Annotated in this window: 17 protein-coding genes; 8 read left to right on the plus strand and 9 right to left on the minus strand. The window is 68.2% G+C overall.

Annotated elements, in window-relative coordinates; genetic code table 11:
- Positions 1 to 16: 16 nt before the first annotated feature.
- Complete coding sequence (locus ACFWUU_RS32480; RefSeq protein WP_380181234.1) at positions 17 to 1,798, plus strand: DUF5107 domain-containing protein; 1,782 nt, start codon at positions 17 to 19, stop codon at positions 1,796 to 1,798.
- 195 nt (positions 1,799 to 1,993) lie between these two features.
- On the plus strand, positions 1,994 to 2,392 hold the full coding sequence (locus ACFWUU_RS32485) for a DUF3592 domain-containing protein (protein ID WP_233714481.1): 399 nt from the start codon (positions 1,994 to 1,996) through the stop codon (positions 2,390 to 2,392).
- Between the two features lie 30 nt (positions 2,393 to 2,422).
- On the opposite strand, the gene ACFWUU_RS32490 is transcribed toward ACFWUU_RS32485, so the two are convergent.
- The gene (locus ACFWUU_RS32490; protein WP_137252444.1) at positions 2,423 to 3,040 is read right to left on the minus strand and encodes a TetR/AcrR family transcriptional regulator; all 618 of its coding nucleotides are present in this window, start codon (positions 3,038 to 3,040) and stop codon (positions 2,423 to 2,425) included.
- Between the two features lie 92 nt (positions 3,041 to 3,132).
- On the opposite strand from ACFWUU_RS32490, the gene ACFWUU_RS32495 reads away from it, so the two are divergent.
- On the plus strand, positions 3,133 to 4,278 hold the full coding sequence (locus tag ACFWUU_RS32495; RefSeq protein ID WP_380181236.1) for a phosphatidylinositol-specific phospholipase C1-like protein: 1,146 nt from the start codon (positions 3,133 to 3,135) through the stop codon (positions 4,276 to 4,278).
- Positions 4,279 to 4,285: 7 nt separating this feature from the next.
- Complete coding sequence (locus ACFWUU_RS32500; protein ID WP_380181238.1) at positions 4,286 to 4,729, plus strand: OsmC family protein; 444 nt, start codon at positions 4,286 to 4,288, stop codon at positions 4,727 to 4,729.
- A 402-nt stretch (positions 4,730 to 5,131) separates the two neighbouring features.
- Here the strand turns inward: ACFWUU_RS32500 and ACFWUU_RS32505 are convergent, their stop codons facing one another.
- Entirely contained in the window at positions 5,132 to 6,286 is a 1,155-nt protein-coding gene (locus ACFWUU_RS32505) for an aromatic acid exporter family protein (RefSeq protein ID WP_380181240.1), read from the minus strand.
- A gap of 57 nt (positions 6,287 to 6,343) precedes the next feature.
- Here ACFWUU_RS32505 and ACFWUU_RS32510 point away from each other — a divergent pair, with 57 nt between their 5' ends.
- Complete coding sequence (locus ACFWUU_RS32510; protein ID WP_137252448.1) at positions 6,344 to 6,847, plus strand: DUF5709 domain-containing protein; 504 nt, start codon at positions 6,344 to 6,346, stop codon at positions 6,845 to 6,847.
- Positions 6,848 to 6,859: 12 nt separating this feature from the next.
- Here ACFWUU_RS32510 and ACFWUU_RS32515 read toward each other — a convergent pair whose 3' ends face one another.
- Positions 6,860 to 8,191, minus strand: coding sequence for a cytochrome P450 (locus ACFWUU_RS32515; protein ID WP_380181242.1), 1,332 nt, complete (start codon positions 8,189 to 8,191; stop codon positions 6,860 to 6,862).
- A gap of 102 nt (positions 8,192 to 8,293) precedes the next feature.
- Positions 8,294 to 11,308 (minus strand): alpha-mannosidase, encoded by a 3,015-nt coding sequence (locus ACFWUU_RS32520; protein WP_380181244.1) that lies wholly within the window; start codon positions 11,306 to 11,308, stop codon positions 8,294 to 8,296.
- A gap of 200 nt (positions 11,309 to 11,508) precedes the next feature.
- Here ACFWUU_RS32520 and ACFWUU_RS32525 point away from each other — a divergent pair, with 200 nt between their 5' ends.
- On the plus strand, positions 11,509 to 12,549 hold the full coding sequence (locus tag ACFWUU_RS32525) for a TAXI family TRAP transporter solute-binding subunit (RefSeq protein WP_137252451.1): 1,041 nt from the start codon (positions 11,509 to 11,511) through the stop codon (positions 12,547 to 12,549).
- On the opposite strand, the gene ACFWUU_RS32530 is transcribed toward ACFWUU_RS32525, so the two are convergent.
- A complete protein-coding gene (locus ACFWUU_RS32530) occupies positions 12,550 to 13,926 on the minus strand; it encodes a HAMP domain-containing sensor histidine kinase (RefSeq protein WP_233714483.1) in 1,377 nt (458 codons plus the stop codon).
- A gap of 3 nt (positions 13,927 to 13,929) precedes the next feature.
- A complete protein-coding gene (locus tag ACFWUU_RS32535; RefSeq protein WP_012918592.1) occupies positions 13,930 to 14,595 on the minus strand; it encodes a response regulator transcription factor in 666 nt (221 codons plus the stop codon).
- Positions 14,596 to 14,713: 118 nt separating this feature from the next.
- On the opposite strand from ACFWUU_RS32535, the gene ACFWUU_RS32540 reads away from it, so the two are divergent.
- Positions 14,714 to 16,723: a TRAP transporter permease gene (locus ACFWUU_RS32540; RefSeq protein ID WP_380181246.1), complete on the plus strand. Its 2,010-nt coding sequence runs from the start codon at positions 14,714 to 14,716 to the stop codon at positions 16,721 to 16,723.
- Positions 16,720 to 17,685: a TAXI family TRAP transporter solute-binding subunit gene (locus ACFWUU_RS32545; protein WP_380181248.1), complete on the plus strand. Its 966-nt coding sequence runs from the start codon at positions 16,720 to 16,722 to the stop codon at positions 17,683 to 17,685. The genes ACFWUU_RS32540 and ACFWUU_RS32545 overlap by 4 nt, the downstream gene beginning before the upstream one ends.
- 242 nt (positions 17,686 to 17,927) lie before the next feature.
- Here ACFWUU_RS32545 and ACFWUU_RS32550 read toward each other — a convergent pair whose 3' ends face one another.
- The 3 genes from ACFWUU_RS32550 to ACFWUU_RS32560 all read right to left on the minus strand — a co-directional run bounded on the left by ACFWUU_RS32550 (position 17,928) and on the right by ACFWUU_RS32560 (position 20,827).
- Complete coding sequence (locus ACFWUU_RS32550) at positions 17,928 to 18,581, minus strand: hypothetical protein (protein WP_380181250.1); 654 nt, start codon at positions 18,579 to 18,581, stop codon at positions 17,928 to 17,930.
- Positions 18,582 to 18,744: 163 nt separating this feature from the next.
- Positions 18,745 to 19,779 (minus strand): L-glyceraldehyde 3-phosphate reductase, encoded by a 1,035-nt coding sequence (gene mgrA / locus ACFWUU_RS32555; protein WP_380181252.1) that lies wholly within the window; start codon positions 19,777 to 19,779, stop codon positions 18,745 to 18,747.
- A 100-nt stretch (positions 19,780 to 19,879) separates the two neighbouring features.
- Positions 19,880 to 20,827: a phosphotransferase family protein gene (locus ACFWUU_RS32560; protein ID WP_380181255.1), complete on the minus strand. Its 948-nt coding sequence runs from the start codon at positions 20,825 to 20,827 to the stop codon at positions 19,880 to 19,882.
- Positions 20,828 to 20,900 lie beyond the last annotated feature (73 nt).

A 20,900-nucleotide genomic window follows, 5' to 3' on the forward strand; every position in this document is an offset into this window, starting at 1 on the left:
GGCCCCACTTCGGACCGTGCGTGAACTTCACGAGGTCGAGAACATCGCCGACCTCCCGGACGAGCTGCGGGAGAACATCGAGTACGGGCGTCTGCACAGCCCGCTGCCGTGCCTGGACCAGGACGGGTACGACCGCACCCTGGTCGAGACATCGTTCCCGGCGCTCGAGCTGGAGAACGATCATCTGCGCGCGACCGTCCTGCCGAGCCTCGGGGGACGGTTGTACTCGATCGTCCACAAGGCCACCGAGCAGGAGCTGCTCTACCGCAACCCGGTGTTCCAGCCCGCGAACCTTGCCCTGCGCAACGCCTGGTTCGCCGGCGGCGTCGAGTGGAACGTCGGCAGCACCGGCCACTGGACCGGCACCTGCGCGCCGATGCACGCCGCTCGCGTCGAGGGCCCGGACGGTACGCCGATCCTCCGGCTGTGGGAGCTCGAACGGACCCGCAATCTCGTCACCCAGCTCGACTTCTGGCTGCCGGCCGACTCCGAGTTCCTGTACGTCGGCGTGCGGCTGCAGAACCCGTCCGACGTCGAGGTCCCGGCGTACTGGTGGTCGAACATCGCGGTCGCGCAGTCCCCGGACAGTCGGGTGCTGGTGCCGGCGGACCAGGCCTGGCGGTACGGGTACGGGAGTCGGCTCGATCTGATCGACGTCGAGACCGACCTGACCTATCCGATGCGGCACCCGCAGGCCGTGGACTACTTCTTCGAGCCGCTCGCGGAGGAGCACTCGTGGATCGCGTCGGTCGACGGCTCTGGAGTTGGGTTGGCGCAGGCGTCGACCGAGCGGCTGCAGGGGCGGAAGCTGTTCGTCTGGGGGCAGGGCGATGGTGGGCGGCGGTGGCAGGAGTGGTTGTCGCCCGGGCTTTCAACGGATGGGTACGCCGAGATCCAGGCCGGGCTCGCGCGGACGCAGATGGAGCACCTGAAGCTGCCCGCGCACACTGATTGGCACTGGCTGGAGGCGTACGGGCGCGTCTCGGTGGACGCCGGTGCTGCGCATTCCGAGGACTGGCAGATAGCTCGTCATGCCGGGGCTGCAGCGTTGGAGTCGGTGCTGGACGGTTTGGCTGGCCGGGAGGCTTCCTGGCGGGAGGTTGTGGATGCGGCTCCGGTAGAACGGCTCGCGGTCGGGTCGGGGTGGGCAGCGTTGGAGCTGGCCCGGACCGGATGGGCAGTGTCCGCAGGTACACCGTTCGATGACGACACCATGACCGCCCGGGAACGGGCCTGGTTACCCCTGCTCGAAGGGCGGTTGCCGGCGGTTGACGGCGTACCGGACGGGACTTTGGTGGCGTGGCGGGAGTTGCTGGAGTCGGCCGAGGACAACTGGCTGGTTTGGTATCACAGGGGAGTCGCGCGGCATTACTACGGTGATGTCGAGGGCGCGATCGAGGCCTGGACGCAGTCCGGCGAGAACGCCTGGGCGTTGCGCAACCTCGGCCTGGTGACCGGTGAATTGTCGTACTACGAACGGGCCGTCGAATTGCTGCCTGCCCTGGTGCCGTTGGTGGTTGAGGCGGTCGCGACCGCCCTCACCTCCGACGTACAACTGGCGGAGCGTCTGCTCGAACATGCGCCGGACGACCCCCGGATCCAGCTGCTCCGGGTCCGGCATGCCCTGGAGACCGGCGATCCGGCCGCGGCACACGATCTGCTGGCCGCGGGTATCCAGCTGGCGACGGTCCGTGAAGGCGCGAATCCACTCACCGACTACTGGGTCGCCGCCGAGCAGGCACTTGGCACAGAGCGGCCCGTACCGCCGCAGTACCAGTTCGGAATGGGCGGAATCTGACAACTTCAGGTCAACTCTACCTCTAGCAACACCGCTCCACCGGGCTCTACCATGATGCTGTAGAAAAGAATTTGTCTTTACCTGGAACCGAGTGGAATCCGGTGGCGTCTCACCGGTGTGCGGCAAGGGCCGCACGAGGCAGGAACGACAACAACGACCGCGTCGCTCGCGGGCGGCGCGTCGGGGGTGAGTGCCATGTTGACGATCGTTGTACTAGGTGGGTTCGGCCTGGTGCTGGTGGTTGCAGCCTTCATCGTGACCGAGGTTCTGGCCGGAATCCGGCGGAACGAGCCCAGCAGTGCCGAAGAGAAGACCGCGGGACGAGTGATCCGGGTGCGTGGCCCGGTCCGCGGCCAACTGGAGAGCGGTGCCCCGGCGGTCTACACCGAGGTCATCGTCGAGTACTACACCCGTCGGGGCGAGGGACCGTACGAGGTCGGCCGCAAATTCCCGGTCGGGAGCAGGATTACTTACGCCAAGGGTGACCGGGTGATCGTCTCGTACGACGTCCGGACCCCCCGCCGGGCCCGTCTGGCCGGCCGGGTCAGCCACTGGCCGGCCCTGGGTCTGCCGTCCGCAGCCCGGGCGGCCTGACCGTTCGTCCTGCTTGAGCCACCCCCCGGCTCAAGCAGGGAGATGAGGGGCGAGCAGGTTGTACAGCACCGGCCGACCCTGATCCAGCACGTACTCCGCCTCGTCCGCGGACAACCGGTCCGCCAGATGAGCCAGTGACTCGCCCATCGCGATGCTCAGTGTCACGGCCAACCGGAAGTCACGCGAATCCCGCGCGCCGAACCGCGCCGCGAGCAGCTCCGCGAACTCACCGGCGTGCTGATCGTCGAACTCGCCCGGCTTCGATTCCAGCTCCGGATCGCCGAGCCCGCTCAGAACGACCGCCCTGAAGCCCGGATCGGTCCGGTGCATCTCCCGGAACGTGTCCAGCGTGACGTCGACCGCGGCCCGCCAGCTCGACACGTCCGCCAGCCGCTCGCTGACCGCCTCGGTGTAGCGCGCCTGGTTCCGGCGTTCGATCGCCTGGATCAGGCTGCGCTTGTCCGGGAAGTACCGGTACACGCTGCCGACCGCGATCTCGGCCCGTTTCGCGATCCCGCTGGTCGAGGCCGCGTCGTACCCGCGCTCGACCACCTCCGCACAGGCCGCGTCCAGGATCCGCTCGACCTGCCGGCTGGCCCGGTCCTGGGTCGGCGTCCGGCGGAGCGGATACGCCCCCGAAGTCACCATGTCGCTCATTGTCCATCGTCAAGGGGGACAACGTTGCCACCTTCCTGTGACAGATTGCCCTCAATCGCCACGACGGAGGGGACGTTTTTCGCATGCGCATCAGCAGAACAGCGGTCGCCGGGGCCGCTTCCATCGCCCTGGCCGCATCCGGAGTCGCCGGTACGGCGGTCACCAGGCACGACTCGCACAGCGGGGACGGCCTGCGGCTGAACCAGATGCAGGTCGTCGGGTCGCACAACTCGTACCACCGGGAGCTCAGCCCGAACGAACAGAAGGTCCAGCAGGCGCAGAACGCCGGCTCGGTCGACCTCTGGTACTCGCACGCTCCGATCTCCCAGCAGTTGGAGGACCAGAACGTCCGCTCGCTGGAGCTGGACCTGTTCCCGGACCCGCAGGGCGGGCTGTACACGTACCCGCTGATCCGGAAGCTGACCGGCCAGGGACCGCTGACCGACCCGGCGATGGCACAGCCGGGGATCAAGGTCATGCACATCCCTGACTTCGACTACAACACCAACTGCGACACGTTCGTGGTGTGCCTGCAGCAGGTCAAGACCTGGTCCGACGCACACCCGAGCCACGTGCCGATCGCGATCAACCTCGAACTGAAGCAGTCCGACCCGAACGTGGTCGCCGCCGGTGGCGTCGTCGCGCCGCCGTGGGACGCCGCGAACCTGGACAGCGTCGACACCGAGATCCGCTCGGTGTTCAAGGAGAACGAGCTCCTCACGCCGGACGACGTACGCAAGCCCGGCCTGACGCTCGAGAAGTCCGTGCTGACCAAGGGCTGGCCGAAGCTGAAGGATGTTCGCGGCCAGGTGATGTTCTACTTCGACAACGGCGGACCGGGCGCGATCCGCGACACCTACACCGCCGGCAAGCCGAACCTGGAGGGCCGGGCGGTCTTCACCCGCGGGCCGGAGGGCGCGCCGGACGCGGCGGTCACCGAGGTGAACGACCCGCGCGGTACGGGGCAGGCCGAGATTCAGCGGCTGGTTCGCAAGGGTTACCTCGTCCGGACCCGGTCCGACGAGCCGATGGCCACGATCCGCGACAAGGACTACACGCGGCTCGGGATCGCGCTGGACAGTGGCGCGCAGTGGGTGACCACGGACTTCCCGGTCGCGGGGATGGCCGCCCGCTATGACAGCGACTTCGTCGCGAAGCTGCCTGGGCGCACTCCCGTACGATTCAATCCCGTCACCGCAACCGCGAAGACGGCCGTCTCGGAAGGGTGAGCTGAACATGTCGGAGCACGTGGTCGATGTGAGTTGGAGCCGTGGTGAGTACGACTTCGCCTACGACAGCTACAACCGCGACCACGAGTGGCGCTTCGACGGCGGCATCACCGTGCCGGGCTCGGCCAACCCGAAGTACCTGGGCAACCCGGGCCCGGTCGATCCGGAAGAGGCGTTCGTGGCAGCCCTGTCGTCCTGCCACATGCTCACCTTCCTGTCGATCGCGGCCCGCAAACGCCTGGTGGTCGACGCCTACGACGACCACGCAGTAGGCGTAATGGCCCCGAACGCCGCCGGCCGCTTAGCGATCACCCAGGTAACCCTCCACCCGAAGATCGTCTGGTCCGGCACCGAACCAGACGCGGCAACCATCGAAAAGATCCACCACCTGTCCCACCAGGAATGCTTCATAGCAAACTCAGTAACGACCGAGATCGCGGTCGCTAGCTGACTGTGGGCAGACAAAAACCACCCGCCGGACCGGCCTGAGCCTCGCGCAAACGGTGTCAGGATGGTCGGCGGGTGGTTGGGTGCACCTCTGTGGCGGTGCACCGGTAACGGATCCGGCGGCGCCTCGCACTGGGCGCCTCTGCGTTGGTGCGACTTCCGCGCGGTCTAGCTCGGTGGGCAAGACCGTTCGGCGCGCCGCCGGGGATCCGTTCGTCCGGTTCGCGCCTTACTGCTCGGCGGCGGCGTCGCTCCGGTCGTCAAGGGTGGGGGAGTCGGCCAGGAGGTCTTCGAGCTCGCGAACCTGCTCGGTGGCCATCGTGGTCATCAGTCGGTGGATCGTCATGCCAGTGAGACGCACCCGGCGCTCAGGTATGACGGGAATCCGCGATGTGACCTGGGCCACTTACTTCTCGTCGAGCCCGTCCAGCCGCAGCGGAACGAGTTTCCGGGCGTCGTCGTACGACGTGCCGGTCAGCTCGAGCAGGTCGATGATCGTGGACCGGAGCTGCCCCAGTACGACGACCGCGGACAGCCCGGTCGGCAGCGGCATCACCGCAGTACGGCGGCCGAGCTCGCCCAGCACGCGATGGGCGGCGACATCCGCGGCCGGTTCGAACAGGGATTCGCCGATCAGACGGGTTCCGTCGGCGAGGCGCTCGAGCAGCATCGGGTACTCCGCCGGCATCGCCTCGTCCCGCCAGACCGACACTGCGCACCGCCGTACCAGGACCCGGATGTTCCGGATCGCGCGATCCAGCGGTACGACGAGATCGGCGATCTCCTGGACCCGCCCGCGGTGCCGGCGTACGAACGGCGACAACCGGACGACCGCGACGCCCTCGTCGGCAGCGCTGCGCAGATCGTCGAGACGGGATTCGCTCGACCGTGCCCGGCGGAGCGCGTCGGTGACCGCTTCCTCGTCGCGGTTGCGGAGGCCCTCCGCGGTCTCGATCAGGATCTCGGCCAGCTCACTCAGTACGCCGGAAGCCTGCTGCCGCGGACGCCTGATCGCGGCGGCCGGGGCGATCGTGGCGGCCGCCAGCGCGACGGCACCGCCGAGGACCGCATCCAGCCAGCGACTGAAGCCGGCGCCCGGGTTCGGCAGCAAGGTGGTGACGATCGCGGCCTGGACACCGGCCTGCGTGGTCATCAGGTTTCCGGCACCGAGCAGTACGGCGACGCTCATCGCGAGCGCGATCACGACGATGATCTGCACCACGCCGGTGCCGAACACGTGGACGAACAGGTCGCCGACGGCCACGCCGACCGCAACGCCGACCATCACCTCGGCAACTCTCCGCAGCCGTTGACCGAAGCTGAAGCCGAGGCAGACCATCGCCGCGACCGGCGCGAAGAACGGCGTCTTGTGACCGAGGACGTATCGGCCGAGCACCCAGGCGACCCCGGCGGCCAGCGCGCACTGGGCGATGAAGAAGGACCGGCTGCGCCAGCGTTCGATCCGGCGGCGGACCGAGGCACGCGACCTCTGGGCGGCCCGCGGCGCGATATCGTCGCGCAGCTCCCGCAACTGGTCCAACGTCAGCCTGACCGGATCCACGGGCCCCATTCTGCGTCGAGCTTGATTCCAGTGCCTGCGACGCGCCAAGGTTGCCCCATGAGCGACGACAGCCGTGAGGACTACGGGAGCTATTCCGTAGACGACGAGGATCAGCTGCAGGCCGAGGACACCCTGAACGACCGGGGTGTTGACGATCTGCTCGACGAGGGGTACTCGCCGCCGGAGAAGTGGTCCGCGGGCGAAGGGTTCGGCACCACGGCCGACGAGGCGGTGCAGGGCGAGACCCTGGACCAGCGGATCGCCCAGGAGGTCCCGGACACCGACCCGTACGCCGAGGACGGCGAGGACGTCGGCGGCCCAGAGGTCGGCGTGGTCCGCTCCGGGCGCCTGGTCGCTCCGGACGAGGGCGCACACGGCGACGACGACAACGAGCTGTTCGCCGAGGATGTCGGCATCGACGGCGCCGCGGCCGGCGCCGAGGAGGCCGCTGTCCACCTCGTCGACGACGAGGACAACTTCGAGCTCGAGGACGACGACGAGGAAGACCTCGAGAGCTACGACGACGTCGACCTGGGAGACGTCGGCGACCCGGAGGACTGAGCGTCCGGACGTTCAGTTGCGGCGGCGGGTGACGGTGACTACTGAGCCGTGGCGGGGGACGAGTGTGACGTTCTTCGCCTGGGGTGGTTCGGGTTTCGGGTTCGGGGCCTGGAAGTCGTAGCCGCTGAGGGCGGCCCGGAGGATCTCGGTGCCTTCCATCAGCGAGAAGCCCGCGCCGATGCAGCGCCGGGCGCCGCCGCCGAAGGGCATCCAGGTGCCGGGGGCGGGCGGGTCGTCGGAAAGGAACCGCTGCGGGCGGAAGTCCATCGGCATCGGGAAGTGCTCCGCATCCCGGTGGACCAGCCCGATCGCGGCCATGATCGTCGTACCACGGGGCAGGCGATAGCCCGCGATGTCGGTCGTTTCGGTGAGCCGGCGGCCGACCTGGTAGACGACCGGGTGCAACCGCAGCGCCTCCTTGACGGTCGCCTCCAGTTCGTCGTCCGCGCCGGCATCGGCGGCCCGCTGCCCGAACGCGAGGTCCTCCGGTCGCCGGGCCAGCTCGTGGAACGCCCAGGCCAGCGCGGTCGCCGTCGTCTCGTGCCCGGCCAGCAGCAGCGTCACCAGTTGATCGCGCAGCTCGACGTCCGTCCAGTTGCCGGCAGCAAGCAGCCGGGACAGTACGTCGTTGCGTCCGGCAAACGTCTCGCGGCGCTTGGCGATCTCGTCGTACAGGATCTCGTCGACCTTGCGCTGGGTGTCGAGGTACGTCTTCCACGGCCGGACCCGGAGCAGCGGCGGGTAGAAGCCGCCCAGCATGATCACCGGCGACACCGAGACGATCTTGTCCATCAGCGGGCGCAACGTGTTCAGCCGGTCGATGTCGGTCACGCCGAAGATCACCTGCAGGATGATCTCGAGGGTCAGGTTCCGCATCCGCTGGTGCACCTTGAACGGCTCGCCGACCGGCCACTTCGCGACCTCGGCCTGAGCGAGCTCGAACACCATCCCGGCGTACCCGCGCAGCGCCGCGCCGGAGAACGCCGGCATCAGCTGCTTGCGCATCCGGACATGGTCCTCGTCGTCGAGCAGCAGCAACGAGTGCGATCCCATGATCGGCTCGAGCACCGTGTTGCCCTCGCCGGCGTGCATCACCGCGGGCGGGCTGCCGAACACCTCGCGGATGTGGTCCGGTCGGCTCAGTACGACGCACACCCGGCTCGACGGCACCAGGCGGATCGTGAACACGTCGCCGTAGTTGTCCCGCATCCGCGGGAAGAACGTCCTGCGGTGACTCGCGAACAGCACGGTCTGGATCAGAGTGGGGAGCTTTGGGCCCGGCGGCAGCGTGCGGGCCGTCTGCCGGTCGAGAGTCCGGGAACCGAGCAAGGGTGTCGGAGCCATACCTTCACGCTACGTCAGGCGGGTGAACACCGGGCATCGAACGTGACAAGCGCTGCGAAGGCCCGCCTGTCCGATGGACAGGCGGGCCTTCGGGGTGGGGGGTCAGGAACGCTTGAAGCGGAGCGTCAGGATCTGGAAGGGACGCAGATCCAGTGCGACTCCGTTGTTCTCCAGGTCCCGGTCCGCGAGGTGGCGCTCGAGCAGATCGACCTCGGTGGCCGAGGACGCCACGAAGGACGGCGTGATCGTGGCCCGGGACCGGCCGCCGGTGGACTCGTACAGCCGGACGATCACGTCACCCGACTTGTCGTCGGCCAGCTTGATCGCCTCGACGATGACGTTGTCGTTGTTCAGGGCAACGATCGGCTCGACGCCGTCGGTACCGCTGACGACGCGCTCGGGGAGGTTGATCGCGTAGCCCTCCTCGATCGCCTCCGGGATGCCGGCGCCGACCACCAGCGCGTGGTTCACGACGTGCACGCCCTGGTCGGTCTTCGGGTCGGGGAAGCGCGGCGCGCGGATCAGCGACGTCCGGATCGTGGTCGTCGTACCGCCGTCCTCGCGGGCGGTCCGGTTGATGTCGTGGCCGTACGTCGAGTCGTTGACCACGGCAACGCCGTACCCGGGCTCGCCGACGTGCACCCAGCGGTGTGCCGCGATCTCGAACTTCGCCGCGTCCCACGAGGTGTTCTGGTGGGTCGGCCGGAAGATGTGCCCGAACTGCGTCTCCGACGCGGACCGGTCCGCGTGCACGTCGACCGGGTACGCCGCCTTGAGGAACTTCTCGGTCTCGTGCCAGTCCATCTCGGTCTCGATGTCGACCCGCTTGGTGCCCGGGCGGACCCGCAGCGTCTGGGTGACGGTGGACCGGCCGAACGAGCGGTTCACCACGACGACGACCTCGTCGTCGTCGGTGCTGAAGTCGACGCTGTCGACCTCGGTGACGTCGCGGACGTTGTTCTTGTAGAACGAGTCGACGTCCCACGCGTCCCAGTGGTTCGGGGTGTCCACGTGCAGCTGGAGAAGGTTGCCTACGGCGCCTGGTGCGATGACCTCGCGCTCGGCCTCGACGTCGTACAGCGAGGTGATCAGACCGCGCTCGTCGATCGTGACCCGGATCAGGCCGTTGTCGATCACGCCGTTCTCGACGGTGACCGCCTGGCCCGCGGTGGTAGCGACACCGGCGCCGAGGCCGGCGACGCCGTTGCGGCCGTGCGGCGCGGCGTTGAACACGATCTGCTCGTCACCCTCGCCGGCCAGCGCCTGCTGCGCGCGGGAGATGATCGCGTCGAGCTCGTCGGCGATCTTCGCGTAGGTCCGCTCGGCCTCGCGGTGCACCCACGAGATCGAGGAGCCCGGCAGGATGTCGTGGAACTGGTGCAGCAGCGCGACCTTCCACAGCCGGTCCAGGTCCTCGTACGGGTACGTGTCGAGCTTGCCCGCGACGACGGCCGCGGTGGTCCAGAGCTCGGCCTCGCGGAGCAGGTGCTCGGTACGCCGGTTGCCCTGCTTGGTCTTGGCCTGCGAGGTGTACGTCGCCCGGTGGATCTCCAGGTAGAGCTCGCCGGACCAGACCGGAGCGTGCTCGCGGTACTCGTCCTCGGCCGCGGTGAAGAACTCGGTCGGGGACTCGATCGTCACCTTCGGCGAGGACTCCAGGTCCTTGACCCGGCGCGCGGTCGCGACGAACTCACGGGTGGGGCCGCCACCGCCGTCGCCGTACCCGAACGGGACCAGCGAGCGTGTCGCGGCGCCGTTCTCCTGGAAGTTCCGCTGCGCGTGCGCGAGCTCGCGACCGGACAGGTCGGAGTTGTAGGTGTCGATCGGCGGGAAGTGGGTGAACACCCGCGTCCCGTCCAGGCCCTCCCACCAGAACGTGTGGTGCGGGAACTTGTTCTCCTTGTTCCAGGAGATCTTCTGGGTCAGGAACCACTTCGAGCCCGACAGCTTCACCAGCTGCGGCAGGGCCGCCGTGTAGCCGAACGAGTCCGGCAGCCAGACCTCCTGGGTGTCGATCCCGTACTCGTCCAGGAAGAACCGCTTGCCGTGCACGAACTGCCGGGCCAGCGCCTCGCTGCCGGGCAGGTTGGTGTCGGACTCGACCCACATTCCGCCGACCGGAACGATGGTGCCCTCGGCAACGGCCTTCTTCAGCCGCTCCCAGACCTCCGGGTAGTTGTCCTTCACCCAGGCGTGCTGCTGCGCCTGCGAGAACGCGAAGACGAGCTCCGGGTACTCCTCGGCGAGGGTGGCGACGTTGGAGACCGTACGGGCGACCTTGCGCCGCGTCTCCCGCAGCGGCCACAGCCAGGCGGAGTCGATGTGCGCGTGTCCGACCGCGGACAGCTGGTGGGCGCTGGCGTGCGCCGGCCGGCTCAGTACGTCGGTCAGCTGCGCGCGGGCGTCCGCGGCGGTACCGGCGACGTTCTCGTAGTCCAGCGCGTCCAGCGAACGGCTGATCGCGCGCAGGATCTCGCGACGGCGGGGCTCCTGGGCGGACAGCTCGTTCTGCAGGCTGTTCAGCGCCTCGAGGTCGAGGATCAGGTCCCACACCTCGGCGTTGAACACGGCCAGGTCGGCGCGGGTCAGCGTGTAGATCGGGGTCTCGCCGAGCTTCTCGCCGATGTCGACCTTGGCGTAGGCGTTGTCGAGCGGGATCTCCGGGTTGGCAGCGCCCTCGACGTAGAACTCGATCGAGTCGCCGGCGGATGCCGCCGTACCGTCCGGGCCGAGGATCGAGAGCGGGGCGTAGGTCTGTCGCGGGTGCAGGCCCTTCAGCGGCTTGCCGGAGGTGGTGTGCACCAGACCCTCGGCGGAGAAGCCGGGGCCGCCGCTGAAGCCGAGGTCGATGACCGCCTCGATCTCCTGGCCGGCCCATTCGGACGGGACCTGGCCGCTGAACCTGAACCACGCGGTACCCCAGGCCGGACCCCACGGCAGGCCGATCTCGGCCTTCTCGTAGGTCTGCGCGAGCGCTTCGGCGGGGGACACGGGCTCACCGGGTGCGTGCCACACCTCGATGTCCAGCGGGACCGCCGCGCCGTAGATCGCGGGGCGGAGCCGCTCCCGCAGGGCGCGCCTGAGCCGCTCCTCGATGAGTTGACGGTCGTCGTGCACGAAATCAGCCTCCGGGGAAGATCCTCACGCGGCCGCTACGGCCGCACGGATGACAACGCTGTCACACCTACCCCTGGCCCGTCCAGACGCAGTTCGGCCACAGTATCCAGACAGTCTCCAGGCTTACCTGTCGGTAGCGGTTCGGTTGCGGCCGCGGGCGCGGCTACCCCGGAGGCCCGGTTGTTGTCTAGGTTGTCTGCATGGATCGCCCCCGCCTGCTGACCCCTGCCCGGCCGACTGGGATGACTAGGCGCAGTGTTCTCGGCTTCGGAGCCGCGGCCGCGTCGGCCCTGCTGGTGCCCGGCTGCTCCCGCGGCCGCGCCGATGAGCCCGCGCCCGCCGCCGCCGGGACCTTCGTGACCGGAAACCCGGGCGGCGTCTACAACGTCTTCGGTGCGGCGCTCAGCGCGCTGGTGAGCGAAGTCACCGGCATGGAGCTGAAGCCGCTGCCGAGCAACGGCTCGGTCGACAACCTGGTCAAGGTCGCGAGCCGTGCCGCCGACCTCGGTTTCTGTACGTCGGACTCGGCACTCGCGGCGTACGAGGGCACCGGCGAGTTCAGCAAGGGCCCGCTGCGGTTCACCGCGCTCGCCCGGGTGTACGACAACTACGTGCACATCGTCGTGCCGATGGCCTCGAAGGCCAAGGAGCTGACGGACCTGAACCCGCCCAAGGACAAACCGAACGCGCCGAAGATGGTCGTCAGCGTCGGCCCGAAGAACTCCGGGACCCAGATCATCGCCGACATGATCCTCGACGAGGCGAAGGTCGACGTGAAGCGGGTCAACATGACCCTGGAGCAGTCGGTCGCGGCGCTGACCCCGAAAGAGAACGCCACCCGGGGCTCGATCGACGCGTTCATCTGGAGCGGCGGCGTACCGACGGTGCCGATCGCGAAGCTGCAGAGCACGCTCGGGTTCCGGCTGCTCGACATCGCGAAGGTCGCCCAGACGATCGCGCTGAAGGAGTTCGGCGGGTTCGTGGTGTCGTCGATCCCGCCGTCGCAGTACGGGCTGGCCAGTGCGGTGCAGACGCTGGCGGTGCCGAACTACCTGATCGCGAAGCCGGGCCTGTCCGACTCGTGGGCCTGGTGGACGGTCAACACGCTGTTCCGCCGCCAGAACGACCTGATCAAGGATCACCCCGAAGCCGGCGCCCTCGACCCCCGCTCGGCGATCTCCACCATGCCGGTACCACTACATCCCGCTGCGGAACGCTGGTACCGGCAGAACCACATCTAGCTAGACGTCGTAATCGTCGATCAGCGGGACGCGGACCTCGATCACGAGGCCGCCGCCGATCGGCGGGCGGGCGACCACGCGGCCGCCGACCCGGGCCGCCTCGGAGCGGACGATCGCCAGCCCGAGGCCGGTGCCCGGCATCTCCCGGTGGTGCGCGCTGCGCCAGAACCGCTCGCCGACCTTCTTCAGGTCGCGTGAGCCGAGCCCCAGGCCGTGGTCGCGGACCGACATCACGACCTCGGTGCCGTCCCGGGTGACCGAGACCTCCACCGGCGGAGCGCCGTACTTCGACGCGTTGTCGAGCAGTACGTCGAGGATGTCGTCGACCTCGAGCTCCGGGGCGACGCCGCCCGGGACCATCTCGCCGACGATCAGCTCCAGGTCGTCCGCGGCGTACACGGCCTTCCAGCCGACCAGTCGTTCCTTCACCGCCTGGGCCAGGTCCAGCGGCTCTTCGTTGCCTTCGGCATCGGCTGCCGAGGGACGGTCCGAGCCGGCCAGCCGGGACAGCCGCTGGACGATCCGGCCGAGCCGGTCGATGTCGCTGAGCGCGAACCGCGCGGTCGGCGACAGCCGGGACAGGCCCTCGATGTGGATCCGGGCCGACGTCAACGGCGTACGCAGCTGGTGCGATGCGTCCGCGACGAACTCGCGCTCACGCTGACGGGCCTGGTGCAGGCTCAGCGCCATCGAGTTGAAGCTGTCGCCGAGACGGCGTAGCTCCGGTGCGCGACCGTCGGTCGACACCCTGGTGTCGAGCGCGCCGCGGGTGATCTGGTGGGTCGCGTTGTCGAGGTCCTGCAGCGGCCGCAGCACCCAGCGGGTGATCGGCCGGACGATACCGACGATGATCGCGCCGATGCTGATCAGCAGGCCGCCGAGGAGCAGCAGCAGCCCACGCTGCACCTGGTCCCGGGCGGTCTCGGTCGGCACCCGCAGTACGGCGGCACCGAGGACGCTGCCGTTGTTGACGACCGGACGGGACACGATCATCTCGCCGGAGCGCCACGGCCACAGTGCCGGCGGCTCAGGCGGCAGCCGGCCGGCCAGCGTGCTGTGCAGTGCGGACGCGATGTCCGGCTCCTTCACGTCCACACCGGACACGGAGGTAGCGATGACACGGGAGTCGACGTCGACCACGAAGACCGGGGTGTTGTAGAGCTCCTGGTACCGGACTGTCAGTTCACGCAGGTTGGCGATGTCACCGGTCTGCAGCGGGGACTCCGCCATCGTGGCGAACCAGTCCGCGTCGTTGCTGCGGGACAGGAACAGCGTGCGCGAAGTACTCGTGGCGATGAAGTTCGCCAGCGGGATGACGGCGACGATCGCCAGCGCGACGACCATCGGGACGAGGGACTGCAGTAATCGACGGCGCAACGGTCAGTCCGAACCCAGGCGGTAGCCGACGCCGCGGATGGTCTGCACCAGTTCGGGCCGGCCGAGCTTCGCACGCAGGCTGGCGACGTGGACGTCCATGGTTCGCGAGGACGCCTCGAAGACCGACTGCCAGGCGTACAGCGCGACCTGTTCGCGGGGGACCACCCGGCCGTGGTGAGCGGCCAGCACTGCTAGCACGTCGAACTCCTTGCGGGTCAGGCTGATGGGCTTGTCCGCCACCTGCACCGTGCGGGCTTCGATATCCACGGTCAGGTCGCCGACGGTCACCCGGGGGCGGGGCTGCAAGAGACCGGTACGACGTAGTACAGCATCGATGCGGGCCAGCAGTTCGGAAATCGCGAACGGTTTGACCACATAGTCGTCCGCACCGCTGCGCAACCCGCGCACCCGGTCCGCGGCCTCGCCGCGGGCCGTCACCGCGATCACCGGCACATCGGACACCGTACGGATCTGCCGGCAGACGTTGATGCCGTCCCCGTCCGGCAGTCCGAGGTCCAGCAGGACCAGGTCGCCGGGATCCGCCGCCAGGGCGTCGGCGGCGGTGCGAACGTGCGTCACCATCAGGCCGTAGCGCCGCAAAGCAGGTATCAGGGCATTGGCGATATCGAGATCGTCCTCGACCAGCAGAATCCGGACCGCGCCACTCATGCGGTGATCGTAGGCCAGGTCACGCCCTCATGTGTCAGATCTTGGTAAAGACGTAATCACGCGACTCCACCCAGTGTTCGGCAACATTAGCCTTCCGGACACAGGAGGGAACCAGTCGATGACTGTCGGTGTTGACACGGGGGGCAGCGTCACCACGCCCTCCGAGGAGGAACTGGCCGAGTACGAGCAGGAACGCCCCGCTCGGCGGCTCAGGCCTGCCCTGGACCTGGTTGTTTCGGTCTGGTGCGCAATCGTCAGCGTCGGCGTCCTTGCACAGGTTTTCTTTCCACTACCACAAGGCACGCAGTTCTACTTGGTGATCTTTCTCGCAGCCGTTCTGCCGATCACGCTGCTTTGTTACCGGGGCTTTCGTCTTCCGGGCAGGGTTCGCACGCATGACGATCCCGGTGTCGTCGACTGGATCCTCGCCGTCATCGCGTTGGTCGTGTGCCTGTATCCGCTCTTCGATTTCGACGGATACCTGGAGCGGCGTCAGGCGCCGACCGCGTTGGACGTGGTGGCCGGAGCAGTGCTGCTGGTGCTGTTGCTCGAGGCATGTCGTCGTACGACGGGCTGGGTCCTGCCGGTCTTCAGCCTGGTGTTCATCGCGTACGCGTACTACGGCGGCTACCTGCCCTACACGTGGTCGCTCGCCCATCAGGGCTTCAACTTCGACGCGATCATCGCGCAGTTCACGATGGGTACGGCGGGGTTCTACGGGACACCGTTGAGCGTCGCGGCGTCGTACATCGTGCTGTTCACGATCTATGGCGCGGTGCTCGACTACTCCGGTGCCGGCAAGTTCTTCATCGACCTGTCCTTCGCCGCCTTCAAACGCAGCCGTACGGCGCCTGGCCGAACGGTCACGCTCGCGGGCTTCCTGCTCGGCAGCGTGTCAGGTTCGGGTACGGCGACTGCCGTGTCGCTCGGCACCGTGTCGTGGCCGATCCTGCGCCGGGCCGGTTATCCGCCGGAACCGGCGGGCGGAATGCTTGCCGCATCCGGTATCGGCGCGATCCTGTCGCCGCCGACGCTCGGCGCGGCCGCGTTCATCATCGCGGAGTTCCTGCAGGTGTCGTACCTGAAGGTGCTCGGGTTCGCGGTGATTCCGACGATCCTCTACTACCTGGGGATCCTGCTCGCGATCGAGATCGATGCCCGCAAGCACGGGACGACGTCGGCGGAGACCTCGACGGATTCGGCGTGGCGGTTGCTGCTGCGGTTCGGGTACCACTTCCTGTCGTTGTTCGTGATCATCGCGTTCATGGCGGTCGATGTACCGCCGTTCAAGGCTGTGGTCTACGCGGTGATCATCCAGTTCGGGTTGTCGTTCCTGGATCGTGAGCACCGGCTGACCGGCCGGCCGCTGTTCAAAGCGCTTGCCCAGGGCACCCGTTCGGTACTGCCGGTGGCGGCGACCTGCGCGACCGCGGGCGTGATCGTCGCGGTCACCACCCAGACCGGGCTCGGGCTGAACCTGGCCGAGATCATCGTCAACGCCGCGCACGGTCTGACCTCGAACCCGACCGCGGTGCTGATCCTGACCGTGGTGCTGTCCGGGTTCGCCGTACTGATCCTCGGGCTCGCGGTGCCGGTGACCGCGTCGTTCATCATCGCGGCGGTGATCATCTCGCCGGCGCTGGTCAACCTCGGCGTGACACAGCCCGAGGCATACATGTTCATCTTCTACTACGCCGTACTCTCCGAGGTCTCGCCGCCGACCGCACTGGCCGCGGTGGCGACGGCCGCGATCACCGGCGGCAAGGTGATGCCGACGATGTGGCAGGCGTGGAAGTACACGCTGCCGGCGTTCCTGGTGCCGTTCGCGTTCGTGCTGACCGACAACGGCGCGCATCTGCTCGGTCAGGGCTCGTTCGTCGGGATGGTCTGGACCACGTTGGTGTCGATGCTCGCCGTTGCTGCGCTCGCTGTTGTCACGGGCGGCTGGGTGTTCGTCCGGGCGACCTGGCTCGAGCGGGCGGTCTGCGTACCTGCGGCGGCGCTGCTGCTCTACCTCGCGCCCGTAACCATCACGGCCGGAATCTGTTTGCTACTTGTTGCCGTCGTCATCAATCTGGTCCGGCGGCAGCGCCAGGCCTCTTCCGTGGAAGGAACCGTTGCCTCATGAGACTCCGCACCACTGTCGTGGCGCTTGCTGCCGTCGTCTCGCTGGCTGCCTGTGGCGGTCAGCGTGAACCTGCCGGGTCCTCGGACGGCGGCGGGCGACTGACGATTGCCACCGGCAACACGACGGGGGTGTACTACCAGCTCGGCGGCGCGCTGGCGTCGGTGATCTCGTCCAAGGTGTCGGGGTATCGCGCGACCGCGAGCGAGACCGGGGCCTCGGTGCAGAACATCCAGGGGCTGGTCGCGGGCAACTACGACATCGCGTTCTCGCTCGGCGACTCGGCCTCGGACGCGGTCAAGGGCGAGAACAGCTTCAAGGACAAGCAGGACGTGGTCGCGCTGACCCGGCTGTACAACAACTACACGCAGGTCGCCGTCCGGACCTCGGCCGGGATCAACTCGATCGCGGACCTGAAGGGCAAACGGGTCTCGACCGGTTCGCCGAACTCCGGGACCGAGGTGATCGCGCGCCGCCTGCTGGAGGCGGCCGGACTCGACCCCGCCAAGGACGTGACCGCGCAGCGGCTCGGGTTGCCGGAGTCGGTGGATGCGATGAAGTCGGGCTCGATCGACGCTCTGGTCTGGTCCGGCGGTCTGCCCACCGGCGGGATCACCGACCTGATCACGAGTATGGGCAAGGGTGTGAAGCTCTTGCCGATCACGGATCTGCTGCCGAAAATGCAAGAGAAGTACGGCTCGATCTACACGCAGGCGCCGATCCCGGCCGCGACGTACAAGCAGGCGGCCGACGTACCGACGATCGTCGTGCCGAACGTGCTGCTGGTCCGCAAGGACATGAAGGACGAGCTCGCGGAGCAGTTGACGAAGGTCATCTACGACAACATGGGTGCACTGGTCGCGGTGAACGCGGCCGCGAAGGGCATCACGCTCGAGAACGCCGAGAAGACCGACCCGGTGCCGTTGCACCCCGGCGCGAAGAAGGCGATCGACGGGCTGAAATAGCAGGTTTGCTGGTTTACGGGTGGGCACCGGGCCTTAAGGGGTCCGGACCGGCTCGGTGACCAGCTCACAGACCGTCCTCCCCCGCACACCAGGCGCAGCGGGGGAGGACGCAGGGCCCGCCTCCGCAGACCAGGCGCAGCGGCGGCGGGACCTACGCCGGCCCCACAACCAGGCGCAGTGAGTGCCGGCGGACCGGGTCCATGCGGCGGAGGCATCCGTCGGGTGGGCCCGGTCACCCTTTTCTAGTGCGGTTCGTCCTCCTGCGGGATCGCCGTCCCGTACAGGTAATGCGACAACGCGGAGTCGCGCTTGGGATGCGCGTGGTACTTGATCGGCACCACCCGTCCCTCGGCGCTGTCCCACGCGTTGTCGGCCATCCGCCACATCCGGTGAGCGATCCGGCCGGCCATGCCGGTGTGCGGCGAGGACGGGTGTGCGCGGGTCGGCGCGACCTCCTCGGCCTCCAGCAGATCCTCGGTCAGCGTGTTCACGTCCGCGCCGTCGAGCTGCTCACAGATCTGCCGGCTGTACGTCGCCTCCATCTGCTCGTGCTCCCCGAGCAGCCGGTCGATGTGCTGCCATAGGTCACCGTGCTGGAGATCGACGAAGCGACTGTCGCCGTACTGCCGTCCTTTGAGGAAGCGCAGTGAGCGCTCAAGTTCCTTGGCGTTGCCGACGTACCTGGTGACCATGGCTGCGCCGTCGGGGAGACGCCGGACGTGCGGGAGGAGCACGTCTTCTGCGGCGGCCAGGTGTTGTGCGGCGATGGCGTAGAACCAGTCCGTCTGGTGCCTTTGCTCAGGGTGGGCCGCATCCCGGTGATGCGCCGGCTCGGCCAGCTCCCGGATCTTCGCGTGTTCGTAGGTCAGGGCCAGTTCGAGCGTCGAAGCGGTCATCTCAACCACCTCCAGAGGGTCTCTTCCAGCGTGTGCCCAATCCTGCCGGACCGCAACCACCCCACCCCGCTCCGTAACCTTCCGGCAAGAGACCCACTCCTTACAACGAAGCGCCCGCCGTAAGGGGTGCGGCGGGCGCTTCGGGCTGGTGACCTGCGGCTGGTCAGCCGTCCGAGCTCTTCTTCCAGAGGTTGATGCCGGCTTCGACGGCGTCGGCGTCGATGGCCTCGAGCTCCTCGGGAGAGAACTTCAGGTTGCGGACCGTCGCGAGGTTGTCCTCGAGCTGCGTGACGCTGGAGGCGCCGATCAGCGCGCTGGTGACGCGGTCGTCGCGGAGCGTCCAGGCGAGGGCGAGCTGGGCGACCGACTGGCCGCGCTCCTTGGCGATCTCGCTCAGGGCGCGGACGTGCTTGAGGGTGTCCTCGGTCAGCGAGTCCGGGTTGAGCGACTTGCCCTGCGCCGCGCGGGAGTCGGCCGGGATGCCGTCGAGGTAGCGGTCCGTGAGCACACCCTGCGCCAGCGGCGAGAACGCGATCACGCCGACGCCGAGCTCACCGACCGCGTCGAGGAGGTCTTCCTCGATCCAGCGGTTCAGCATCGAGTACGACGGCTGGTGGATCAGCAGCGGCGTACCGAGCTCGCCCAGGATCCGGGCCGCCTCGCGGGTCCGGTCCGCGGAGTACGACGAGATGCCGGCGTACAGCGCCTTGCCCGAGCGGACCGCCGCGTCGAGCGCACCCATCGTCTCCTCGAGCGGGGTGTCGGGGTCGAACCGGTGCGAGTAGAAGATGTCGACGTAGTCCAGGCCCATCCGGCTCAACGACTGGTCGAGCGAGGCGAGCAGGTACTTCCGCGAGCCGCCACCCTGACCGTACGGCCCCGGCCACATGTCGTACCCGGCCTTGGTCGAGATGATCAGCTCGTCGCGGTACCTGGTGAAGTCGCGCGCGAAGTGCGTCCCGAAGTTCGTCTCGGCCGAGCCGTACGGCGGGCCGTAGTTGTTCGCCAGGTCGAAGTGCGTGACGCCGAGATCGAACGCCCGCCGCAGGATGTCGCGCTGCGTCACGAACGGCTTGTCGTCGCCGAAGTTGTGCCACAACCCCAGCGAGATCGCCGGCAACTGCAGCCCGCTCCGCCCGGTCCGCCGGTAACTCATCTGGTCGTCATACCGGCCCTCAGCCGCCACATAATCAGTCACGAAACCACAGTCTGCCCCATCGCCAACCATTCGCAAACCCCTTGTTTTCAAGCAGAAACCGCGCAACTGACACCAAGAACCCCACCTTCTTGATCGGTGGTCAGGTGAGCTCGGCCCAGGGGGTGGGCGGGGTGGTGGTGAAGAAGTGAAGGATGTTGAGAAGGCGGCTCGCGGTCGGGGCGGTCCAGTGGCGTTGGTCCGGCCAGGGTGCGGCCGGGAGTTTGGCGAGGGCCCACGAGAGGTGGAACCAGAGGATCGCGGCGGCCAGGTCTTCCTCGGAGTCGGGGGACTGGCGGGCGTAGACGGGCAGGAGCCTGGCTACCTGGGTGAGCGGCAGCTTGGCGAACTCCATCGCGCGCGGAGCCCAGGCGGCGTCACCCCAGTCGATGAGCGCGCGGAGCTCGTTGCCCGGGCCGACGAGAAGGTTGTGCGCGGCAACATCCCCGTGGATGAGCACCTTGGGTCCGCTGTCGTCGAAGCGCTCCGCGAGCCGCGTGAACCAACCGATCAACCAGCTCGCCGTCACCAGATCCACATACCCGCGGGTGGCGAGGTCGTCGACCGTCCGCCACGGATCACCCCAGTCATCCTCCGGCACCCCAGGAATCGTCAGACTGCGCGCAGGCGCCGCGGGACTCGTCAGACTGCGCGCGGGTGCCTCGGGGGTCGCCGGGCCGGGCTTGGGCATCCCACCGATCGCCAGGATCGGGTCAGGAGTGTGGTGGAGCTGGTGGAGGCGGGCTAGTTCGTTGGCCAGGGTGGTGGGGGCTTCGGTTGGTTCGGCGCCGTGGATGCGTTCCATGACGACGTACGGGGCGGGGAGGAGGCGGCGGGTTTCGTCGTACTCGAGGATTTCGGGGGTCAGTACGCCGACCAGTCGGGCGGCGGGGACGACGTGGGTTTCTTTGCGGAGGTCGTCCTCGTAGCCGGGGCGGGAGGCGCGGAAGAACAGGTCGTCGCCGAGGATGAAAGCGCGGTTGGCCACGCCGCCCGGGACCTCTTTCACGTGTTCGGCGTCGATGCCGTGGCGGCGGGCGACAGTGGTCACCTGGTGCAGGAAATCGTGATGCTCGGCCAATCCACTTCTCCGTCGCGCGCGGGAGCCGCCGGCCGGATCCGCG

The sequence above is a fragment of the Kribbella sp. NPDC058693 genome (assembly GCF_042715335.1).
GTDB lineage: Bacteria > Actinomycetota > Actinomycetes > Propionibacteriales > Kribbellaceae > Kribbella > Kribbella jiaozuonensis.

What these genes read in the sequence shown, in the direction of transcription:
- ACFWUU_RS32485 (WP_233714481.1), top strand. Translation starts at nt 1,994, where the DNA reads ATGTTGACGATCGTTGTACTAGGTGGGTTCGGCCTGGTGCTGGTGGTT.
- ACFWUU_RS32490 (WP_137252444.1), bottom strand. Translation starts at nt 3,040, where the DNA reads ATGGTGACTTCGGGGGCGTATCCGCTCCGCCGGACGCCGACCCAGGAC.
- ACFWUU_RS32495 (WP_380181236.1), top strand. Translation starts at nt 3,133, where the DNA reads ATGCGCATCAGCAGAACAGCGGTCGCCGGGGCCGCTTCCATCGCCCTG.
- ACFWUU_RS32500 (WP_380181238.1), top strand. Translation starts at nt 4,286, where the DNA reads ATGTCGGAGCACGTGGTCGATGTGAGTTGGAGCCGTGGTGAGTACGAC.
- ACFWUU_RS32510 (WP_137252448.1), top strand. Translation starts at nt 6,344, where the DNA reads ATGAGCGACGACAGCCGTGAGGACTACGGGAGCTATTCCGTAGACGAC.
- ACFWUU_RS32515 (WP_380181242.1), bottom strand. Translation starts at nt 8,191, where the DNA reads ATGGCTCCGACACCCTTGCTCGGTTCCCGGACTCTCGACCGGCAGACG.
- ACFWUU_RS32525 (WP_137252451.1), top strand. Translation starts at nt 11,509, where the DNA reads ATGGATCGCCCCCGCCTGCTGACCCCTGCCCGGCCGACTGGGATGACT.
- ACFWUU_RS32535 (WP_012918592.1), bottom strand. Translation starts at nt 14,595, where the DNA reads ATGAGTGGCGCGGTCCGGATTCTGCTGGTCGAGGACGATCTCGATATC.
- ACFWUU_RS32540 (WP_380181246.1), top strand. Translation starts at nt 14,714, where the DNA reads ATGACTGTCGGTGTTGACACGGGGGGCAGCGTCACCACGCCCTCCGAG.
- ACFWUU_RS32545 (WP_380181248.1), top strand. Translation starts at nt 16,720, where the DNA reads ATGAGACTCCGCACCACTGTCGTGGCGCTTGCTGCCGTCGTCTCGCTG.
- ACFWUU_RS32550 (WP_380181250.1), bottom strand. Translation starts at nt 18,581, where the DNA reads ATGACCGCTTCGACGCTCGAACTGGCCCTGACCTACGAACACGCGAAG.